Origin of the sequence: Streptomyces millisiae (assembly GCF_031845425.1) — a bacterium.
GTDB lineage: Bacteria > Actinomycetota > Actinomycetes > Streptomycetales > Streptomycetaceae > Streptomyces > Streptomyces millisiae.
In genome coordinates, this window is the sequence record NZ_JAVREM010000063.1 from 17,777 (window position 1) to 38,395 (window position 20,619).

The 20,619-nt window shown below is 74.1% G+C and carries 17 protein-coding genes and 1 pseudogene; 11 read left to right on the top strand and 7 right to left on the bottom strand.

The window, feature by feature from the left end:
* Positions 1-113: 113 nt before the first annotated feature.
* Positions 114-3,041 (top strand): glycoside hydrolase family 2 TIM barrel-domain containing protein, encoded by a 2,928-nt coding sequence (locus tag RNC47_RS29350; protein ID WP_311603039.1) that lies wholly within the window; start codon positions 114-116, stop codon positions 3,039-3,041.
* 3 nt (positions 3,042-3,044) lie between these two features.
* Here the strand turns inward: RNC47_RS29350 and RNC47_RS29355 are convergent, their stop codons facing one another.
* The 3 genes from RNC47_RS29355 to RNC47_RS29365 form a co-directional block, all read right to left on the bottom strand.
* Entirely contained in the window at positions 3,045-3,854 is an 810-nt protein-coding gene (locus tag RNC47_RS29355) for an SAM-dependent methyltransferase (RefSeq protein WP_311603040.1), read from the bottom strand.
* Positions 3,855-3,949: 95 nt separating this feature from the next.
* The gene (locus RNC47_RS29360; RefSeq protein ID WP_132931143.1) at positions 3,950-4,186 is read right to left on the bottom strand and encodes a DUF397 domain-containing protein; all 237 of its coding nucleotides are present in this window, start codon (positions 4,184-4,186) and stop codon (positions 3,950-3,952) included.
* Between the two features lie 3 nt (positions 4,187-4,189).
* Positions 4,190-5,056 carry a helix-turn-helix domain-containing protein gene (locus RNC47_RS29365; protein WP_311603041.1) on the bottom strand — a complete coding sequence of 289 codons (867 nt, stop codon included), beginning with the start codon at positions 5,054-5,056 and terminating at the stop codon, positions 4,190-4,192.
* Between the two features lie 139 nt (positions 5,057-5,195).
* On the opposite strand from RNC47_RS29365, the gene RNC47_RS29370 reads away from it, so the two are divergent.
* Positions 5,196-5,648, top strand: coding sequence for an ATP-binding protein (locus tag RNC47_RS29370; RefSeq protein ID WP_311603043.1), 453 nt, complete (start codon positions 5,196-5,198; stop codon positions 5,646-5,648).
* Between the two features lie 23 nt (positions 5,649-5,671).
* Here RNC47_RS29370 and RNC47_RS29375 read toward each other — a convergent pair whose 3' ends face one another.
* The gene (locus RNC47_RS29375; RefSeq protein WP_311603045.1) at positions 5,672-6,853 is read right to left on the bottom strand and encodes an MFS transporter; all 1,182 of its coding nucleotides are present in this window, start codon (positions 6,851-6,853) and stop codon (positions 5,672-5,674) included.
* A gap of 230 nt (positions 6,854-7,083) precedes the next feature.
* On the opposite strand from RNC47_RS29375, the gene RNC47_RS29380 reads away from it, so the two are divergent.
* The 5 genes from RNC47_RS29380 to RNC47_RS29400 all read left to right on the top strand — a co-directional run bounded on the left by RNC47_RS29380 (position 7,084) and on the right by RNC47_RS29400 (position 11,756).
* Positions 7,084-8,055, top strand: coding sequence for a TerC family protein (locus RNC47_RS29380; RefSeq protein WP_311603046.1), 972 nt, complete (start codon positions 7,084-7,086; stop codon positions 8,053-8,055).
* 131 nt (positions 8,056-8,186) lie between these two features.
* Positions 8,187-8,486 (top strand): SGM_3592 family protein, encoded by a 300-nt coding sequence (locus tag RNC47_RS29385; protein ID WP_311603048.1) that lies wholly within the window; start codon positions 8,187-8,189, stop codon positions 8,484-8,486.
* Between the two features lies 1 nt (position 8,487).
* Entirely contained in the window at positions 8,488-9,687 is a 1,200-nt protein-coding gene (locus RNC47_RS29390) for an ROK family protein (protein ID WP_311603049.1), read from the top strand.
* A gap of 86 nt (positions 9,688-9,773) precedes the next feature.
* Entirely contained in the window at positions 9,774-10,574 is an 801-nt protein-coding gene (locus tag RNC47_RS29395; RefSeq protein ID WP_311603051.1) for an alpha/beta fold hydrolase, read from the top strand.
* Positions 10,575-10,796: 222 nt separating this feature from the next.
* Positions 10,797-11,756, top strand: coding sequence for a DMT family transporter (locus RNC47_RS29400; protein ID WP_311603053.1), 960 nt, complete (start codon positions 10,797-10,799; stop codon positions 11,754-11,756).
* Between the two features lie 27 nt (positions 11,757-11,783).
* On the opposite strand, the gene RNC47_RS29405 is transcribed toward RNC47_RS29400, so the two are convergent.
* Both RNC47_RS29405 and RNC47_RS29410 read right to left on the bottom strand, forming a co-directional pair.
* Positions 11,784-13,238, bottom strand: coding sequence for an RICIN domain-containing protein (locus tag RNC47_RS29405; protein WP_311603054.1), 1,455 nt, complete (start codon positions 13,236-13,238; stop codon positions 11,784-11,786).
* A 90-nt stretch (positions 13,239-13,328) separates the two neighbouring features.
* Positions 13,329-14,921, bottom strand: a complete 1,593-nt coding sequence (locus tag RNC47_RS29410; protein ID WP_311603055.1) for a glycoside hydrolase family 43 protein — start codon at positions 14,919-14,921, stop codon at positions 13,329-13,331.
* 260 nt (positions 14,922-15,181) lie between these two features.
* Here RNC47_RS29410 and RNC47_RS29415 point away from each other — a divergent pair, with 260 nt between their 5' ends.
* Entirely contained in the window at positions 15,182-16,213 is a 1,032-nt protein-coding gene (locus RNC47_RS29415) for a LacI family DNA-binding transcriptional regulator (RefSeq protein WP_311603057.1), read from the top strand.
* A gap of 36 nt (positions 16,214-16,249) precedes the next feature.
* Here the strand turns inward: RNC47_RS29415 and xylA are convergent, their stop codons facing one another.
* Positions 16,250-17,422, bottom strand: coding sequence for a xylose isomerase (gene xylA / locus RNC47_RS29420; RefSeq protein WP_311603059.1), 1,173 nt, complete (start codon positions 17,420-17,422; stop codon positions 16,250-16,252).
* A 137-nt stretch (positions 17,423-17,559) separates the two neighbouring features.
* On the opposite strand from xylA, the gene xylB reads away from it, so the two are divergent.
* From xylB to RNC47_RS29435, 3 genes and pseudogenes are all read left to right on the top strand, one after another.
* Positions 17,560-18,993: a xylulokinase gene (gene xylB / locus RNC47_RS29425; protein WP_311603061.1), complete on the top strand. Its 1,434-nt coding sequence runs from the start codon at positions 17,560-17,562 to the stop codon at positions 18,991-18,993.
* A gap of 27 nt (positions 18,994-19,020) precedes the next feature.
* Positions 19,021-20,232: an ROK family transcriptional regulator gene (locus tag RNC47_RS29430; RefSeq protein ID WP_311603063.1), complete on the top strand. Its 1,212-nt coding sequence runs from the start codon at positions 19,021-19,023 to the stop codon at positions 20,230-20,232.
* A gap of 117 nt (positions 20,233-20,349) precedes the next feature.
* Positions 20,350-20,619, top strand: a pseudogene (locus RNC47_RS29435) (hypothetical protein); the annotation flags it as partial.

Genomic DNA, 20,619 nt, shown 5'->3' on the forward strand with positions numbered 1-20,619 from the left:
CCCCAGGGGTTGTCGAAAGCCGGGAGCCCGTTCTAGCGTGATCGAACACGCCCGCACAGATAGCAACATCGCGGCCTGGTCGCCGACGACCGCCGCCCCGCCAGAGGAGGCCCATGTCCATCCGGCCAGCTGACGATCGGTTGCCCTACTACGAGAACCCCTCCCCCGGCACCGGCACCCTGCCCGCCCGCGCCTGGTACGCCGACTCCGACGCGGCGCGGCTCTCGCTCGACGGCTCCTGGGCCTTCCGGCTCTCCGCCACCGCCGAGGGCGCCGACACCGACTTCGTCGCGGACGACGCCGACACCTCCGGCTGGGACGAGGTGACCGTGCCGGGCCACTGGGTGCTCCAGGGCCACGGCGCGCCGGCGTACACCAACGTCAAGTACCCCTTCCCCGTGGACCCGCCGCGGGTGCCCACCGAGAACCCGACCGGCGACCACCGCCGGGTCTTCGACCTGCCCGAGGAGTGGCCGGCCGACGGTGAGAGCGTGCTGCGCTTCGAGGGCGTGGAGTCCTGTGCCCGGGTCTGGCTCAACGGCCGGGAGCTCGGCACCTTCCAGGGCAGCCGGCTGCCGCACGAGTTCGCCGTCGGCCCGCTGCTGCGCCCGCGCGGCAACGTGCTGGCCGTCCGGGTGCACCAGTGGTCCGCCGGCAGCTACCTGGAGGACCAGGACATGTGGTGGCTGCCCGGGATATTCCGCGAGGTCACGCTGCTGCACCGGCCGGCGCTCTCGCCCACCGACTTCTTCGTGCACGCCGGCTACGACCACACCACCGGCATCGGCACCCTGCGGGTGGAGTGCGACCAGCCCGGCCGCGTCACCGTCCCCGAGCTCGGCCTCGACGTGGCCACCGGCGAGGAGGTCGCCGTCGCCGTCGAGCCCTGGACCGCGGAGACCCCCCGCCTCTACGCCGGCGAACTGGCCACCGAGGGCGAGCGGATCCCGCTGCGCGTCGGCTTCCGCACCGTGGGCGTCCAGGACGGCGTGTTCCGCGCCAACGGCCGCCGCGTGCTGTTCCGCGGTGTGAACCGGCACGAGTTCCACCCCGAGCACGGCCGCGCCGTCGACCTCGCCACCATGCGCGAGGACATCCTGCTGATGAAGCGGCACAACATCAACGCCGTGCGCACCAGCCACTACCCGCCACACCCGGCCTTCCTCGACCTCTGCGACGAGCTCGGCCTCTGGGTCATCGACGAGTGCGACCTGGAGACCCACGGCTTCGTCGAGCTCGGCTGGCGCGGCAACCCGGTCTCCGACGAGCGCTTCACCCCGGCCCTGGTCGACCGCGCCCGGCGGATGGTGGAGCGGGACAAGAACCACCCCTCGGTGGTGATCTGGTCGCTGGGCAACGAGTCGGGGTCGGGCCCCGGCCTCGGCGCCATGGCCGCCTGGATCCGCGAGCGCGACCCGGCCCGCTCCCTGCACTACGAGCACGACCACGACTTCCCCGACAGCGACTTCTTCTCCCGCATGTACGCCTCGCACGAGGAGGTCGAGCGGATCGGCCGCCGCGAGGAGGAGCCGCTGCCCGACCCGGAGTTGGACGCCCACCGCCGCTCGCTGCCGTTCCTGCTGTGCGAGTACGCGCACGCCATGGGCAACGGCCCCGGCGGACTCGCCGACTACCAGCGCCTCTTCACGACCTACGAGCGGTGCCAGGGCGGCTTCGTCTGGGAGTGGATCGACCACGGCCTGCCCAAGCGCACCCCGGACGGGCGCACGTACTACGGCTACGGCGGCGACTTCGGCGAGGAGCTGCACGACGGCAACTTCGTCTGCGACGGGCTGCTCTTCCCCGACCGCACCCCCTCCCCGGGTCTGCTCGAGTTCAAGAAGGTCATCGAGCCGGTCGGGATCACCGGCGACGCGGCCGCCGGCACGGTCACCGTCGCCAACGGGCACGACTTCGCCGGCGTCGACCACCTCGGGTTCGCCTGGGCCTACGAGGTGGAGGGCGAGGCCGTGGCGAGCGGGGAACTCGACGTGCCACCGCTGGAGCCCGGCGGGTCCGCCACCCTCCCGCTGCCGGCCGCCCCGGCCGACGCGCCCGCCGGCGAGGCCGTCTGGACCATCCGCGCCACGCTCGCCGCCGACACCGCCTGGGCGCCCCGCGGCCACCTGGTCGCCTGGGGCCAGGTGCCCGCCGTGCCGGCGCCGCGCCGCACGCCCGCCGGCCCCGCGCTGGCCCCGACCACGGCGGCGGACGGCATCCGGCTCGGCGCCGGCCGCTTCGACCCCGCCACCGGCGAACTGCTCGCCATCGGTGGGCTCACCCTGGCCGAGGGGCCGCGCCTCGACGTGTGGCGGGCACCGACCGACAACGACCTGGGCGCCTCCTGGCAGCCGCAGGCCAGGTTCGGGGTCATCTGGCGGGAGCTCGGGCTGCACCGGACGCGGCACCGGATCGACGCGGTGGAGCTCACCGAGGACGCGCTCACCGTCCGCACCCGGGTCGCCCCCGCCGCCACCGATCTGGGGCTGCTCACCGACTACCGCTGGACGGCGGCCGGGGACGAGCTGCGGCTGACGGTCTCCGTCACCCCGCAGGGCGACTGGCCCTGCCCGCTGGCCCGCCTCGGCGTGCGGCTCGGCCTGCCGGCCGGGCTCGGCCAGGCCGAGTGGTTCGGCGGCGGCCCCGGCGAGGCGTACCCGGACACCACCCTGGCCGCCGTGCTCGGCCGCTACCGGATGCCGGTCGACGCCCTGCAGACGCCGTACGTCCGCCCCCAGGAGAACGGCGCCCGCACCGACGTCCGCTGGGCGGAGCTGCGCGACGAGGACGGCGCGGGCCTGCGGATCGCGGCCGACCCGGCGCCGTTCTGGTTCACCGCGCGCCGCTGGACCAGCGCGCGGCTCGACGCGGCGGCGCACACCACGGACCTGGTGCCCGAGGACACCGTCTGGGTCAACCTCGACCACGGTCAGCACGGCATCGGCAGCCAGTCCTGCGGTCCCGGGCCGCTGCCGAAGTACTACCTGACCGTCGCGCCGGCGGAGTTCTCGCTGGTCTTCACGGCGGTGGCGGGTGGCTAGGAGCTAGGACTTGACGCCGACGCCGCAGTAGAAGCCGAGCCCGCGCAGCACCGGGTCGTTAGGCACCGGGGCCTCCGGTGCCCAGAACGGCGGCTGTACCAGGCCGGGTTCGAGCAGCTCGAACCCGTCGAAGTAGGCGGCCACCTGGTCGCGCGGGCGCAGCGTCAGGGTGGCGGTGGCGTTCTTGTAGACGTCCCGCACCGCCGCGAGCTGCCGGGCGTCGTGGAAGTCGTGGGTGGCGTGGCTCAGCACCAGGTAGCTGCCCCGGGGCAGGGCCTCGGTCAGCGTCTTCACGATGCCGGCCGGGTCCTCGCCGTCCTCGATGAAGTGCAGGATCGCGACCAGCAGCAGCGCCACCGGCTGGTCGAAGTCGATGAGGTCGGCGACCGCCGGGTGGCGCAGCAGCGCCTCGGGGTCGCGCAGGTCGGCGAGGACGAAGCCCGCGTTGCCCTCGTTGGTGAGCTTGGCACCGGCGTAGGCGGAGACGATCGGGTCGTTGTCGACGTAGGCGATCCGGACGTCGGGCGCCAGGGCCCTGGCCACCTCGTGGGTGTTGGGCGAGGTGGGGATGCCGGTGCCGACGTCGATGATCTGACGGACGCCGCGGCCCACCACGACCTGGGTGGCCCGGTGCATGAAGCTGCGGTTCTCCCTGGCCGCCAGTTTGATGTCGGGCAGCAGCTCGATGACCCGCTCCGCGGCGGTGCGGTCGACCTCGTAGTTGTCCTGACCCCCCAGGTAGTAGTCGTACATCCGGGCCGGATGGGGCCGGCTGGTGTCTATCTGCTCGGCGGAAAATCCCTCTGCGTCCACACCGTGCTCCGTGTCCTCGTCCCTGTGTCTCGTCCCCCAGCCGCGGTGCCCGTGCCCCCCGTGCGCGGACACCGCGGCTCATCTCCTGCCGGTGATCACACCAGCAGGAAGTCGGCCTCGCCGGACTTCACGCCCTCGATGAACCGCTCGATCTCGTGCCGCGAGCAGATCAACGCGGGCCCCTCCGGGTCGGTGGACTGGCGCAGCGCGACCCGTCCGTCTCCGAGCACCATCGCCTCCACACAGCTGCCACCGTTCCCCCCGCTCCATGGCTTCCGCCAACCGTCCGCCCCGAGTTGGGCGGCGGGCATGCCGTTGTAAATGCGATCCATGGTTCAGATCTCCTTGCGAATCTCACTGAGGACAGCCTCAGTGCGGTGCACCGGCGCGGCTTGCGCGCACATCCGGTCCAGCGCCTCCCGGAAGGCCGAGACGTCGTCGCGCTGGTCGAAGTAGTGGGCCCCGACCAGGCTCTCCGCGCACGCGACGTCGGGCAGCTCGGGCAGCGGGAAGCGGAACAGGTGGAAGGGCCCGTACATCGCGGGGTGCAGCCCGGCGGAGAACGGCATGACTTGGAGCCGCACCCGCGGCCGCTCGGTCGCCTCGATCAGCCGGTCGATCTGGGCGCGCAGCACGGTGGGCGGGCCGATCGGGCGCCGCAACACCGTCTCGTCGACCACGATCCACAGCAGTGGTGGCCGGTCGCGGTCGAGCAGTTGCTGGCGGGTCAGTCGCAGCGCGACGAGACGCTCGATCTCGGTGTCGGGCGCGTGCGGCATGCCGGCGCGCAGCACGGCGGTGGCGTACTCCTCGGTCTGCAACAGGCCGGGGACGTAGTGCGGTTCGTAGGCGCGGATCTGGTCGGCCTCGGACTCCAGGCTCACGAAGGCGCTGAACCAGTCGGGCAGAACGTCACGGTAACGGTGCCACCAGCCCGGCTGGTTGGCCTCCCTCACCAGCACCAGGAAGCGGTCGACCTCGTCCTGCTCGGTCAGGCCGTAGATCCGCAGCAGCTTCTCGACGTACGGGACCTTGAGGCCGACCTGGGCCTTCTCCATCCGGCGGATGGTGGCGTGGGTGACGTCCAGGGCTCTGGCGGCCTCCTCGAAGGAGAGGCCGGCCGCCTCCCGCAGGTCCTGGAGGCGCTTGCCGAGCACGAGCCGGAGGGCGGTCGCCGCCCCGCTCGCCTGTCCACCCAACACCTGGGCCCACCCCTTCAACCACCGCCGACGCCAAAGAAGTCTGCCACGCGTGCAGCGGATGCAACAGACTGATACCAACTGTTCTGTAATTTGCAGGATGACCCTTGCCGGATGAGAGGCGCAGCCGCACAGTAGTACGGTGCCTTCCTATTCGCGCGCCCAGTCCGTGGAGCGTCACGACGACGTCGCACCGCCGCGCGGCCGCGTCCGGTTCCGCCTGCCGGCGGCCGAGACCTCGCCGGCCGAGGCGCGAAGACGCACGCGACACCAGCTCCTGGAGTGGCGGACGCCCCTGGAGACCTGCGACAACGCCCAGTTGGTGATCTCGGAGCTGGTGACCAACGCGCTGCGGCACACCGAGAGCGAGTCGGTGGGGTGCGAACTCGAGCTCTTCGGGGGCCTGTTGCGGGTGGCCGTCGCCAGCGACGGCATGGGCCCGCGGCACGCGCCGACCGTCGCGGGGCCACAGGACGAGGGCGGACGCGGGCTGCTGCTGGTGTGCGCGCTGGCGAGCGTCTGGGGGGTGCGGCCGCGGGAGGCGGGCCGCGGCCACGTGGTCTGGGCCGACCTGCCGGTGGTGCCGGCCGCCTGAGCGCGACCGGCTGACGTACCGACTCAGGCCGCTCGGGTGAGGTTGGCGACGGCCATCGCCCGCAGCTGGCGGAAGCCGCCCACGGCGATGGCCAGCGCCAGCAGGCCGCAGCCCACGGTGAACGCGTAGCCCCAGCGGGCGCCGTGCGCCTCGATCACCAGGCCGGCCACCAGCACGCCGAGGGCCTTGCCCAGCCCCACGGCGGTGGACATCCATGTCATGCCCTCGGTCAGGGTCTCGGCCGGCACGCCCTCGCGCACCAGGCTGTAGGCGGCGATGACGGTGGGCGCGATCAGGAAGCCGGAGAACACGGAGAACGCCCACAGCGCCGCCACGCCGGGCATGGCCCAGAGCGGGCCGATGCCGCCCACGACCGCGGCCAGCGCCAGCAGGAAGCGGCGGTCGAGCGGCAACCGCCAGTTCCGCGCCCCGTACCAGAGGCCGCCGACGGCGCTGCCGAGCGCGTAGGTGGCCATGACGGCGCCGACCATCCAGGGACTGCCGTGCTCGTCCACGAAGGCGATGGTGCTCAGCTCCCAGCCGGCGAACATGCCGGCGACGCACAGGTAGGCGGCGCACATCAGCCGCAGCCCCGGCACCGACAGCGCGCGGCTGGTGGTGGCGCGCGGCGGCAGCACGGGCGGCTCGGTGCGCCGCTGGGCGGCCAGCAGCAGGCCGCCGGCGAGCCCGAAGACCGAGACGGCGACCACCCCGGCCGACGGGTGCAGCAGCACCACGGCCGAGACCAGCAGCGGCCCGACCACGAAGATCATCTCGTCCAGCACCGACTCGAAGGAGTAGGAGGACCTCAGCAGCGTGCCGCTCGGGTCCGCACCGGCCAGATGGCTCCAGCGGGCCCGCACCATGGCGCCGAGCGGCGGCATCGAGGCGCCGAAGAGCGCGCCGGTGACGAAGAGCAGCCAGACCGGCGCGTCCGCCTGGGCCGCGAGCACGAACAGCAGCCCGGCCACCCCGAAGGCCAGGGCGAGCGGGCGCAGCACCCGCCGCTGGCCCAGGCGGTCGATGGCGTAGCCGAGCTGGGGCACGAGGAGGGCGAAGCACAGCGCGCCGGCGGCGGAGACCGCGCCGGCGGTGGCGTAGCTGCCGGTCACCTCCGTGACGAGGAACACAGTGGCCAGCGACAGCATGGCCATCGGCATCCGACCGATCAGGCTCGCGGTGACGAACCCGCCGACCCCTGGCACGCGGAAAATGTCCCGATAAATCCGCAGTCCCGCGGAAGATGGCTCCATATCGAGTGATCATGCCGGGCGGATCGCCCGGGCGACACGGGGTTTCCCGCCCTCCCGGACGGGAGGCCGGCGGACGGTGACGACGACCACTCACCCGACGGCTTTACCCTTCCTTTAAGCTCGCTTTGGTTCCCTTTACCGACGCAAGCGGCGGAAGCCGACCCAGACCGGAGGATCAGTCAGTGGACGTCTCGTTGACCATGTGGGTGCTCACCGTGGTGGTGCTCTGCGCACTCATCGCGGTGGACTTCTTCTTCGGGCGCAAGCCCCATGAGGTGTCCCTCCGGGAGGCAGGCACCTGGACCATCATCTGGGTGGCCCTCGCGGTGCTGTTCGGCATCGGACTCTTCGTCTTCGGCGGCGGCGACGCGGGCGGTGAGTTCTTCGCCGGGTACATCACCGAGAAGTCGTTGAGCGTGGACAACCTCTTCGTCTTCGTACTGATCATGACGAAGTTCGCGGTGCCCACCCAGTACCAGGCCCGGGTGCTGCTGGTCGGCGTGCTCATCGCCCTGGTGCTGCGGGCCGCCTTCATCGCGGCGGGCGCCGCGATGATCTCGAACTTCTCGTGGGTCTTCTACATCTTCGGCGCCTTCCTCATCTGGACCGCCTGGAAGCTGATCAAGGAGGCGCGCAGCGACGAGGAGGAAGAGGAGTACGAAGAGAACCGTTTCCTCAAGATGGTCGAGCGCCGGTTCCCGGCCACCGACCAGTACCACGGCACCAAGATGTTCATCCGGGAGAACGGCCGCCGGCTGATCACCCCGATGCTGATCGTGATGCTGGCGATCGGCAGCACGGACATCCTGTTCGCGCTCGACTCCATCCCGGCCATCTTCGGCCTGACCGACGACCCGTACATCGTCTTCACGGCCAACGCCTTCGCGCTGATGGGCCTGCGCCAGCTGTACTTCCTCATCGGCGGCCTGCTGAAGAAGCTGGTCCACCTCTCCTACGGCCTCTCGGTCATCCTCGGCTTCATCGGCGTCAAGCTGGTGCTGCACGCCCTGCACGAGTCCGGCGTGCACGTGCCCGAGATCAGCACCTGGGTCTCGCTCGGCGTCATCGTCGCCGTCCTGGCCGTGACGACCATCACCAGCCTGTACGCCACGCGCAACCAGAGCGAGGAGCCGGCGAAGACGCCCGGCGCCTGACCGCGACCCCGCCACCCGACTTCGGTACCGTGGCGGATCGGCTCCCCCGGGGCCCCGGAACACCGGGGCCCCGGGGAGCGTTGTATTCGTTGTCATGTGCCGCACCGACGGTGTGGGACGGGAGGCAGCTCATGAGCAGGGAGCCCGGCGGCCGGGAAGAGCCGCACGGCGGCGACCCGGAGCGCGAGGACTGGGACGACCTCGTGCTCGACGAGAGCTTCGTGCGCGGCGCCGAGGTCAAGGAGCCCTCGGCGCGCACCCGCATGTTGAACGAGCGCTGGAAGCGTGAGGCACCGGCGCCGCAGCCCTGGCGCTCGGACGAGCCGCCGGCCGGCTGGATATTCGGCTCGGGCCGGCGGCGTGGGCGCCCGGGGCGCTCGGGAAAACGGCGCTGGTTCCGCAGGAGGGGCAAGGACGACGGCGGGGAGTGAGGTGAAGCGGACCTCACGCGACATCCGCACGGCCAACCGCTCCCTCGTGCTGCGGCATGCCATCGCCGCCTCCCCGGTGTCCCGGCCCGCACTGGCCAGGGCCACCGGCCTGAGCCAGGCCACGGTGGCCACCCTGGTGGGCGAGTTGCTGGAGCTCGGCGTGCTGGTGGAGGCCGGCTTCGAGGAGTCGGGCGGCGGCCGACCGCGCGGCCTGGTCGCGGTCGACGCGGAGGGCGGCGCGCTGGTCGGCGTCGACGTCGCCGAGACCTATGTGCACGTCGAGGTCGTGGACCTGGCCCTGCGGGTGCTCGGCCGCGCCCACGCGGAGCTCACCCCCGAGGACGGCGACCCCGCCCGCGCGGCGCGGCGCATCGCGGACGCCGTGCGGGACGCCACCGAGCGGGCGGCGGCCGGGCGGCGGGTGCTCGGCGTCGGGATCAGCATGCCGGGGATGGTGGACCGGGAGGGCGGGGTCTCGGTCTTCGCGGCCAACTGGAACTGGCACGGGGTCCCGCTGCTCGCCCTGCTCGCCGAACACCTCCCCCACCCGCTCCACCTGGACAACCCGATGCGCGCCTGCGTGGTCGCCGAGCTGTGGTTCGGCGCGGCCCGCGGTCGGGACGACGCCGTGGTGGTCAACCTCGGCACCGGCGTGGGCGCCGGCCTGGCGTTCGGCGGCGGGCCGCACCGCGGCGCCTCCAACAGCGCCGGCGAGTGGGGGCACACCACGCTGGTGCTCGACGGTCGCCCGTGCCACTGCGGCCGGCGCGGCTGCGTCGAGACCTATGTCGGCGCCCCCGGAATCCTGCGCACCGTGGCCGAACTCGATCCGGGCAGCGCGTTGCTGCGCGCCGGCGACCAGACCGCCGCCCTCGACGCGCTCGCGGCGGCCATCGAGCGCGGCGACCCGACCGCCGAGGCCGCCCTGCGCCGCACCGCCCACTGCCTGGGCGCCGCCATCGGGGACCTGGTGAACCTGCTCGACCCCGAGGTGGTCGTCCTGACCGGCTGGGTCGCCCGCCGGCTCGGCCGGCGGCTGCTCGACGTGGTGCGCCCGGCCGTCGCGACGCACGCGCTGCCCCGTCCCTCGGCGGCCGTCGAGATCCTGCTGAGCCCCATCGGCGCCAACCCGGTGAGCCTGGGCGCCGCCACCTTCGCCCTGGAGGGCGCGCTCAGTCCCGGGGCCGGGGCGCCCCGCTGAGCTCCCCGCCGGCCGGGTAGGCTGCCGGCACGGCGCGCAGCAAACGTTTTCCGCCGCGTCGATCCGACCCACGAGGGGAGCCCGCCATGCCAGCCGAGGCCGAGGGCGCGTTCCGCCCGCACGTGGTGGACACCGGGCCGCCGGCCGGCGGGCAGGGCCCGCCGCTGCTGCTGGTGCACGGCTGGGGCGGGGACGGCGAGGACTGGGCACCGCTGCTGCCGTCGCTGACCCCGCACCACCGGGTGCTGGTCCCCGACCTGCCAGGCCACGGCCGTTCGCCGGCCGCACTCGCGCGCTGCTCACCGCGCGCCGCGGCGACGGACCTGGCCACCTGGCTGCGGGCGTCCGGCGTCGGCCCCGTGGTCGCCGTGGGCCACTCGCTCGGCGGCCAGGTGGTCACCGCGCTGGCCGTCGAACATCCGGAACTGGTGCGCTCACTGGTGGCCGTCGCCGCCGCCTACGGCGGTGACGCGGCCGAGGCCGGGCGGCTGCCGGCCGAGCAGGCGGCGCTCCGCCGGGAGGGGACCGCCTGGGCGGTGGGCTTCGTGCGCCGCGCCTTCACCGCGGACAGCCCGCCGGGACCGCGCGAGCGGCACGAGCGGCTGATGGCCGCGATGGACCCCGAGGTGCTGCTCCGCTATCGGGAGGCGATGTACCTGGCACCCGACGCCTTCGGGCTGCGCCCGGCGACCGAGGCGTATCTGCGCCGCCGCCGCTGCCCGGTGCTCGCCGTGCACGACTCACCGGCGGCGGCCGCCTGGGAGCGCACCACGCTGCCGGACGCCCGCTCCCGGGTGGTGCGGTGGGAGGGGGTCGGCCACTACCTCCACGAGGAGCGCCCGGCCGAGCTGGCCGCGCTGGTCCGCGACTGGTCCCGGGTCGGCTAGGAACTGTCCCGCCGCCGCGCGGCGGGGGCTATGCTCGTCGTCATGCGAGCCGACTCCCTGTCTCCCGTCTCCTCGCCGCCAGTCGCCCTCTGAGGGCGCGCGGCTTCGTGTGACACCCACCTCCGGTCGACCGCGTGGCGACGCCCCGGTCGGTCGGGCGGCTCGGCGCGCCCTCCGCTGATCTCCCTCGACGGACCTCAACGGAGTTGGACGCGTCTGACCATGAGCACTTCCTCCTCGCACTCCTCCCCCACCCACGCCGCCCGCGCCGGCGTCGGCCGGCCCGCCGCCGGGCGGCGCGCCGCCGCCGGTCCGGCGCTCATCCTCGGCGCCAGCGCCCTGTGGGGCACCACCGGCACGGTCGCCAGCCTCGCGCCCGCCGGCGCCTCGCCGCTGGCCGTGGGCGCCGCCACCATGGGGTTCGGCGGCCTGCTGACCGTCGCGATCGCGGCCCGGCGCACGCTGGCGGTGCTCCGCGGCGGGCGCGCGGTGCTGCCCTACGCGTTGTTCGGCGCGCTGGGTGTGGTCGTCTACCCGCTCGCCTTCTACACCTCGATGGCCTGGGCCGGCATCGCGGTCGGCACCGTCGTGAGCATCGGCAGCGCGCCGATGTTCGCGGCGCTGCTCGAACGACTCCTGGACGGCGCCCGGTTGACCAGGCGCTGGCTGGTCGCCACCACCGCGGCGGCCGTCGGCTGCGCGGCCCTGGTGTTGACCGGGGACGGCGCGGCCGAGGCGGCCACGGGCGACGACCGGCTGCCGGCCGGCGTGGCCCTCGGCCTGCTGGCGGGCGCCGGCTACGCCGCCTACGCCTACTGCGCGGCGCGGATCATCGGCCGCGGCCACTCGTCGCGCGGTGCGATGGGCGCGCTGTTCGGTCTTGCCACCCTGGTGCTGCTGCCGGTCTTCGCCGTCACCGGCGGCGAGTTGGCCGGCTCGGCGGGCGGCCTGGCCGTGATCGCGTACCTGGCCCTGATACCGATGTGCCTGGCGTACGTGCTGTTCGGCGCGGGCCTGGCCCGGGTGACGGTGAGCGCCGCGACCACCCTGTCGCTCTTCGAGCCGGTGGTGGCCGCGGTGCTCGGGGTCGCCGTGGTCGGGGAGCGGCTCGGCGTGACGGCCTGGGCCGGCGTCGGCCTGGTCGTGGTGGGGCTGTTCGTCCTCACCGTCCGCCGCCGCTGACCCCGCGCGGCGTCCGCCGGACCACGGCTAGGCCGTGGTCCGGCGGAACTGCTGGTGGGTGGCGGTCGTCGAGCAGGTGTACTGGATCAGCCGGGCGCTGTCCGCGGTGGACTCGTCGGAGACGTCGAGGCACAGGCCGCTGTGCCGGGCGGCGATCCTGACGTGGCCGTCGCCGGTGTCCGTGATCCGCCACTGCTGCTCCTGGCCGCCGCCGCACGGGGCCTGCACCACCGCGGCGCCGGCGGCCGTGGAGCCGCCCGAGGCGGCCAGGCACAGCGAGCTGTGCCTGGTCACCAGCTGGACGTGGCCGCCGCCCACGTCGCGTGGCCAGAACCGCTGGTTGCCGCCGCCGTTGCAGGTGTACTGGGCCAACTGCTGCCCGACGGCCTGCGACTGGCTCGGGATGTCGAGGCACTTCCCCGAGTGCCTGGCGGTGAACGTCTGGTAGGGGCCACCGGTGCCGCGCACCGTGCCCGCGGCGGTGTCGATGGTCAGCTCGGGCGCCCAACTCATGCTCAGCGAACGGCTGTCGGGGAAGGTGAGCGGCAGCCAGACGTAGCGCGAGTCGTTGACCCGGCCGCCGAAGGAGTTGCCCCAGCGGTCGCCCATGTAGAGGTACGAGGTGCCCGCGGTGCCCTGGACCTGGAGGACGTAGGCGGTCTGGGAGCCGAAGGCGGTGGCGTCGCCGACGTTCCGCATCGCGCTCCAGCCGCCGGCCAGGCTGGTGGAGGTGGCGTACTGCTGCTGGTTGGGCGACCAGCCGGTGGCGCCCGAGGTGAGCATGAAGTAGACGCCGTCCCGTTTGAAGAGCGCCGGCGCCTCCCGGTGGCCGCCGGGCCAGGGGTTGGCGACCAGGCTCTCGACGGCCGTGTAGTCGGGGGTCAGCCGGTAGATGTGGAGGTCGTAGTTCTCGCGGGCCGCGGAGACCATGTAGCCGGTGCCGTCGTCGTCCACGAAGGCCGTGATGTCGCGGGACATGTGGCCGAGCGGGCGGAAGCTGCCCCGCCAGGTGTAGTCGCCGTCCACCGTGTCGGACACGGCGACGGCGGCCCTGGCCTCGCTGTAGTCCTGGGCGTTCTCCTTGTGCATCCACATCACGAACTGCCCGGTGGCCCGGTTGTAGATGACCTTCGGACGTTCGATGTTGGCCGACTGGAGCTCGGAGTGGGTGCTCTGGGTCAGGACGTGGTTGCGGAACTCCCAGTTCCGCAGGTCGGTCGAGCGGTAGGCGGAGACGTAGCGGAACGCGTTGCTGGTCTCCTGCCGGTTCTCGCCGAACCAGTAGTAGTACTGGCCCACCTTGAGCACGCCGCCGCCGTGGGCCTGCACGGGGTCGCCGTTGGGGTCGGTGAACTGGGTGCCGTTGAGCACGGAGACCGGCGCGGCCTGGGCGGCCGGGGCGGTCAGCAGAGTGGCGAGCAGGCCGAGGCAGAGCGCCGCGGCGAGCAGCCAGATCGTTCGCAGCACACGCAGAATTGGCATGCCCACAACGTAGGTGGCGGGCCCGGGGGCGGGCAGCCCCCGGGCGGCGCCGACAACTTTCGAAAGGGCCGCCGGCCCCCTTCGGGCGCGTCAGTCGAGCGGCCGCTCCTCGAACCAGGCGAAGTCCGCCGGCTGCCGGGTGCCGCCCAGGTCCTGCGCGCACAGGCCCACGAAGGCGCCCGTGAAGCGCAACTTGGGGCCGTAGTCGTCGGAGAGCCTGGTGGCGTCGAGGGTCGGGCCGACCGGGTGCCAGTCCGTCCCGTCCGGTGCGGCCAGGAAGCGGAGCTCGGTGTCCTCGAAGCGGGCCCTGAGGTACAGCTCCGGCCAGTCGGCGGTGTCGAGTTCGGCGTCGGCCGGCTCCGCGTGCGCGCCGGCGTCGGCGATCAGCAGCCCGAGCACCCGGCCCCTGCCCGCCACGTGGGTGGAGCGCAGGTAGTAGTGGGTGCCGGTGTCGTACCAGCAGACGAGGCCGGCGAGTTGCGAGAAGTGGCGGGGGCGGTGGTCAAGCCGGGTGGTGAACTCGACGCGGGTGGTGGTGAGTCGGCGGGCGACCAGCGACTGGTCGAACAGCGAGCGCGGGCTCTGCCTGCCGTGCAGGCGCAACCAGCCGGGGCGCGCGGTCAACGTCAGCCAGCTCTCCTCGACCGGGACCCTGGGCGCCACCCACTCCGGGCCGAGTCGTGGCCCGTCGAAGTCGTCGCGCACCGGGCCCCGGGGGACGGGCCGCGCGGCGCGGGCCGCGGCGGGGGCCGGCACCGTGAGCCGCGGGTGGTGGCCCCCGCCGGCCAGGCGCGGCCAGCCGTCCGCCGTCCACTCGATCCGCTGCAGGCAGGTCTCCCGGCCCAGCACGCAGCGCCGGCCCTCGGGGGTGGTGAGCGGTCTCGACGCCAGGTGGGCGAGGTACCACTCGCCGTCGGGGGTGGACACCAGCTCGCCGTGGCCGGCCTTCTGCAGCGGCTGGGTCTCGTCGTCCCTGGTGGTGAGGAGCGGCCCGGCCGGGTCCCACTCCCAGGGGCCCGTGAGGGCGCGGGCGCGGGCCACCGCGATGCCGTGGTTCCAGCCGGTGCCGCCCTCGGCGAGCATCAGCAGGTACCAGCCGTCGCGCCGGTAGAGGTTGGGGCCCTCGATGAGCTCGTCGTGGCGCAGCACGACGCGCGGCTCGCCGACGAGGACGCGGCGCCGCGGGTCGTACTCCTGGAGGACGATCCCGCCGAAGGCCGGATGGCCGGCCCGGTGGTCCCACTGGACGTTGAGGAGCCAGACGCGGCCGTCGTCGTCGAAGAAGAGCGAGGGGTCGAATCCCGAGGAGTTGAGGTACACCGGCTCGGACCACGGCCCCGTGACGTCCGGCGCGGTGACGAGGTAGGTGTCGAGGTCCTTGTAGGGGCGCTCGATGCCGCGCACGACGCTGTAGACCAGCCAGAAGGCGCCGTCGTGGTGCGTCAGCGAGGGGGCCCAGACGCCGCCGGAGTCGGGGACGCCGCGCAGGTCGGGCAGGACCGGGCGGTCGAGCGCGTGCCCGACGAGTCGCCAGTCGACGAGGTCGGTCGAGTGGTGCAGGGGGACGCCGGGGAACCACTCGAAGCTCGAGGTGGCCAGGTAGTAGTCCGGGCCGACCCGCACGATGCTCGGGTCCGGATGGAAGCCGGGCAGCACGGGGTTGACGAGGTGACCTGCCGTCATGAGGAACGTTTTCCCTCCGGGTACGCGGGTGCGCCGGCGCCGGGCGGACCGGCCCGCGACGTCTGGGGCGGTGGGCTTTCGAGAAACCCCGGGCCGCGTCGCGGAACGCCTGGTGACGGCCGTCCGGCGGCTGCGGGACTTCACAGTGGCGCGGCCCGCCCCTAACGTAGGAAGCGCTTGCTATCGGGGTCAATGTCCCGACCGGTCGACGGCCGACATCCGAAACTTTCGAGGCGGCACGCGGCGAGAGGGGAATGCCGATGGATCGTCCCTTGCGGACCGGGGGTCCGACCCTGGCCGTGGTCGCCAGGGAGGCCGGCGTCTCGGTGCCGACCGCGTCCAAGGTGGCCAACGGCCGCGAGGACGTGGCTCCGGAGACCCGCCGCCGGGTCACCGAGGTGCTCGACCGGCTCGGCTACGTGCGGCGGCCACGGTTCACGCCGGACCGGCCGCCCGCCCTGATCGACCTGGTGGTGCACCGGCTCGACACGCCCTGGTCGGGCGCCGTGCTGCACGGCGTCGAGGAGGCCGCGCACGACGCCGGCGTCGGCGTGGTGGTCTCGGCCGCGCTGGTGCGGACGCGCGGCGGGCGGCCGGAGCGCGGCTGGCTCGACAAGCTGTCCGCCAGGGGCACGGCGGGCGTGCTGTTCAACCTGGCCGAGCTCAACGCCACCCAGCACACGTGGCTCGGCCAGCACCGCATCCCCTATGTGATGATCGACCCGGTGCTCGACCCACCGCCCGGCGTGCCCTCGGTCGGGGCGACCAACTGGCAGGGCGGGGTCAGCGCCACGGAGCACCTGATCGCCCTCGGGCACCGGCGGATCGCGGTGGTCGGCGGCTACCGCCGCAAGATGTGCAGCAGCGCCCGGGTCGCCGGCTTCCGTTCCGCGATGGCGGCGGCCGGCCTGCGGGTGCCGCCCGAGTACGTGCGGCACGGCGACTTCGACGAGACGGTCGCGCACCGCAGGATGCGGGAGCTGCTCGCGCTCCCCGAGCCGCCCACCGCGGTGTTCGCCTGTTCCGACCAGATGGCGCTCGGGGTCTGCCAGGCCGCGCGCGAGCACGGCCTGCGGGTGCCGGAGGACGTCAGCGTGGTGGGGTTCGACGATCTCCCGCAGGCTCGCTGGTCGGTGCCCGGGCTGACCACGGTGCGGCAGCCGCTGGCCGAGATGGCGGCCACCGCGCTGCGGCTGCTGCGCCGGATGATGGACGGCGACCGGCCGGACGGGGTGCGCACCGAGCTGTCCACCCGCCTGGTGGTGCGGAACAGCACCGCTCCCCCGACCTGAGCGGCCGGGGGAGCGGGCGTTCCCGGGATGCGGCGGTCAGCCGCGGGCACCGAGCAGGTGGTCCATCGCGAGCTGGTCGAGCGCCTCGAAGGCCATCCCGCGCGCGGCGGCCGCGTCGACGTCGAACTCCTCGAAGGCGCTCCGGTCGGCGAGCAGCGTGGCGGCCCTCTCGCCCGGCTCCAGCGTGGGCGTGGCCAGTTCGTCGAGCCGGGCGGCGCGCAGCGCCTCCTGGACGGCCGGGTCGGCGCGGAAGGCGGCGGCGCGCTCCCTGAGGATCAGGTAGTTGCGCATGCAGCCGGCGGCCGAGGCCCAGACGCCGCCTGCGTCCTCGGTGCGCGGCGGCTTGAAGTCGAAGTGGCGCGGGCCCTGGTAGCCGGCCGACTCCAGCAGGTCGACCAGCCAGAACGCGGACCGCAGGTCGCCGGCGCCGAAGCGCAGGTCCTGGTCGTACTTGATGCCGTTCTGCCCGTTGAGGTCGATGTGGAAGAGCTTGCCGGCCCACAGCGCCTGGGCGATGCCGTGCGGGAAGTTCAGGCCGGCCATCTGCTCGTGGCCGACCTCGGGGTTGACGCCGAAGAGCTCGGGCCGCTCAAGACGCTCGATGAAGGCGAGCGCGTGCCCGACGGTCGGCAGCAGGATGTCGCCGCGCGGCTCGTTGGGCTTGGGCTCCAGGGCGAAGCGCAGGTTGTAGCCCTGCTCGACCACGTAGTCGGCCAGCAGGTCGAAGGCCTCCTTGAAGCGGTCGAGCGCGGCGCGCACGTCCTTGGCACCGCCGGACTCGGCGCCCTCCCGGCCGCCCCAGGCGACGAAGGTCTCGGCGCCGAGCTCGGCCGCCAGGTCGATGTTGCGCAGCGTCTTGCGCAGCGCGTAACGCCGCACGTCGCGGTCGTTGGCGGTGAAGGCGCCGTCCTTGAAGACGGGGTGGGTGAAGAGGTTGGTGGTGACCATGGGGACGGTGATCCCGGTGGTGTCCAGCGCCTGGCGGAAGCGCTTGAGGACGGCCTCGCGCTCGCTCGGCGAGGAGCCGAAGGGGATCAGGTCGTCGTCGTGGAAGGTGATGCCCCAGGCACCGAGCTCCGCGAGCCGGTTGACGGCCTCCACCGGGTCGAGGGCCGGGCGGGTCGCGTCGCCGAACGGGTCACGGCCCTGCCAGCCCACGGTCCACAGGCCGAAGCTGAACTTGTCGTCGGGGGTGGGTTCGTATGACATGGCGGCTCCTCGGCTCCCCAGTATTTCGTCATGGCCGTTAACAAATTAGTATGCACTGGCCCGTGGTGGAAGCCCCCACCCGGCTTTCGACCGCGGCGACCGGCCCGCGGCACCCACCCGCAGAGAGGACCGCGCTCATGGCGGCACCGGACGGACCCCTCGTCATCGGCGTGGACAGTTCCACGCAGTCCACCAAGGCGCTGGTCGTGGACAGCGCGACCGGTTCCGTGGTGGCACGCGGCCAGGCCCCGCACGTGGTGACGGCCGAGCACGACAGCGACCCGGAGCAGTGGTGGCAGGCGCTCACCGCCGCGCTCGAACAGTGCGGCCCCGCCGCCGCGGAGGCGGCCGCCGTCGCCGTGGCCGGGCAGCAGCACGGCCTCGTGACGCTGGACGCCGACGGGCGGCCGGTGCGCAACGCGCTGCTGTGGAACGACACCCGCTCCGCCCCGCAGCGGGACCGGCTGATCGACGAGCTCGGCGGCCCCGCGGCCTGGGCCGAGCGGGTCGGCAGCGTGCCGCCCACCTCCTTCACCGTCACCAAGTGGGCCTGGCTGAGGGAGCACGAGCCGGCCGCGGCCGCCGCCACCCGGGCGGTGCGGCTCCCGCACGACTACCTCACCGGCAAGCTGACCGGACAGGAGACGCACGGCGGCACCACCGACCGCGGCGACGCCTCGGGCAGCGGCTGGTGGTCGACGGCGACCGAGAGCTACGACGAGGAGATCCTGGCGCACGTCGGCCTCGACCCGGCCCTGCTGCCCCGGGTGGTCGGCGCCGGCGAGGCGGCCGGCACGGTGCGCTCCGGACTGCCGCTGCCCGAGGGCATCCTGGTCGCCGCCGGCACCGGCGACAACATGGCCGGCGCCCTCGGCCTCGGCCTGGCGCCCGGCCGACCGGCCCTGAGCCTGGGCACCTCCGGCACCGTCTACGCCGTCAGCGAGCGCCGCCCGACCGACGCCAGCGGCATCGTCGCCGGCTTCGCCGACGCCTGGCGCGGCTGGCTGCCGCTGGCCTGCACCCTCAACTGCACCCAGGCCGTGGACCGGATCGCGGCCCTGCTCGGCCGCGACCGGGAGTCCGTCGAGCCCGGTGGCGAGGCCGTGGTGCTGCCCTTCCTGGACGGCGAGCGCACCCCCAACCTGCCCTACGCGTCCGGGCTCGTGCACGGCCTGCGCCACGACACCTCGGCCGGGCAGCTGCTCCAGGCCGCCTACGACGGCGCCGTCTTCGCCCTGCTGCGCGCGCTCGACCTGGTCCTCGACGAGGACGCCGACCCGGCCGAGCCGATCGTGCTGATCGGCGGCGGCGCCCGGGGTACCGCCTGGCGGGAGACCGTGCGCCGACTCTCCGGACGAGCGGTGCGGGTGCCGGTGGCCGACGAACTGGTGGCGCTCGGCGCCGCCGCCCAGGCGGCCGGCCTGCTGCTGGGCCGGGATCCGGCGGCGGTGGCCAGGGACTGGGACACCACGGCCGGCCCGGCGTTCGATCCGGTCGACCGCGACGAGGCCGCGCTCGACCGGCTGGCCGCCACGCTCACCGACGCCGACGCGCTGCTCCGGCGCCGCTGACGCCGCCGAGGGTGACGAGGATCCGCGATGGCCCAGCCAGCCCCCCAGTCGCAGTCCGAGATGCGGCAGCGCAACCTCTCCCGGGTGCTGCACGCCCTGGCCTCGGAGGGGCCGCTCTCCCGGGCCGAGGTCGCCACCCGGATCGGGCTGACCAGGGCCGCCGTGTCCACCCTGGTCGACGAGTTGCTGCGCGGTGGACTGCTGGTCGAGCGCGGCCCCGGCCGGTCGGGCGCGGTCGGCCGCCCCGGCACCCAGCTGGTGCTGACCGACCGGGGTCCGTGCGGGGTCGGCGCGGAGATCGGCGTCGACCACCTGGCGGTGGCCGTCATGGACCTGCGGGGCCGGGTGCGGGTCAGGCTCGGCCGGGAGGTGCGCAACCAGGGCAGCGAACCGGCCGCCGTGCTGGCCACGTTGTCCGGGATGCTGCGCGCCGCCGTGCGCGACGCGGCCGGCGCCGGTCTCCGGCCGGCCGGGCTGACCGTCGCCGTCCCCGGGCTGCTGGCCCGCGACCCGGCCGCGGACCGCGCCCGGCTGCTGATGGCCCCCAACCTCGGCTGGCGGGACACCGACCTGGCGGCCGGGCTGCCCGGCGACCTCGGGCCTGTCACGGTGGAGAACGAGGCCAACCTCGGGGCGCTCGCCGAGCTGTGGTCGGCGAGCGCGGCCCAGGGTCTGGACAGCTTCGTGCACGTGTCGGCCGAGATCGGGATCGGCGCCGCGGTGGTGGTCGAGGGTCGACTGCTGCGCGGCGCCCACGGGTTCGCGGGCGAGCTCGGGCACGTTCCGGTGCGGCCCGAGGGCCGGCCCTGCTCCTGCGGCGGGCGCGGCTGCCTGGAGGCCTACGCGGGCGAGGAGGCGGTGCTGCGGGCCGCCGGTCTCGAGCCGGGCCCGGGGGTGCGGCTCGGTGCCCTCACGGCGCGCTGCGAGGCGGGCGACGCGGGTGCGCTGCGGGCGGTGCGGCAGGCCGGCACCGCGCTCGGCATCGCGCTGTCCGGCACGGTCAACCTGTTGGATCCCCGGCAGGTGGTGATCGGCGGATCGCTGGCCATGCTCGCGCCCTGGCTGTTGCCGCCGGTGAACCGCGAGTTGGCCCGCCGCACCAGCGTGGCCGCCGGGGGGCGGGCCACCCCGGTGCCGGTGACCGCCTCGCCACTGGGCCCTGACGGGCCGTTGCTCGGCGCGGCCGGGTTCACGGTGCGGGCCGCGCTCGACGAGCCGGCCCGGCTGCTGCGGGCCTGAGAGCCGGACAGAACCGACACGGCGGCGGGCAATCCTCCCGCCCCCGAACTTCACCCCATCGGGCGAAATCAACGCGACCGTCCGGTGTGCCGCGCGCCCGGCGCGCAGGATCACCCCGTGAACCTCGCGCAGCGCACCCGCCTGGCCGGGGCCGGCGTCGCCGTGCTGCTGGCCGCCGCGGGCACGGCCGGTACCGCCGCGCCCGCGGCGGCCGCCGAACCGGCGGCCGCCCGGTCGTTCCACCACTGCCCGCCGGACCACCCCGAGGGGGGCGCGGGCGCCCGGCACGGCATCTGCCTCTGCGTCTGGCTCCCGTTACCGCCCTGGTGGCCGCCGGGTTGTCCCACCCCGCCACCGGAACCACCGCCCACCCCGACCCCCTCGCCC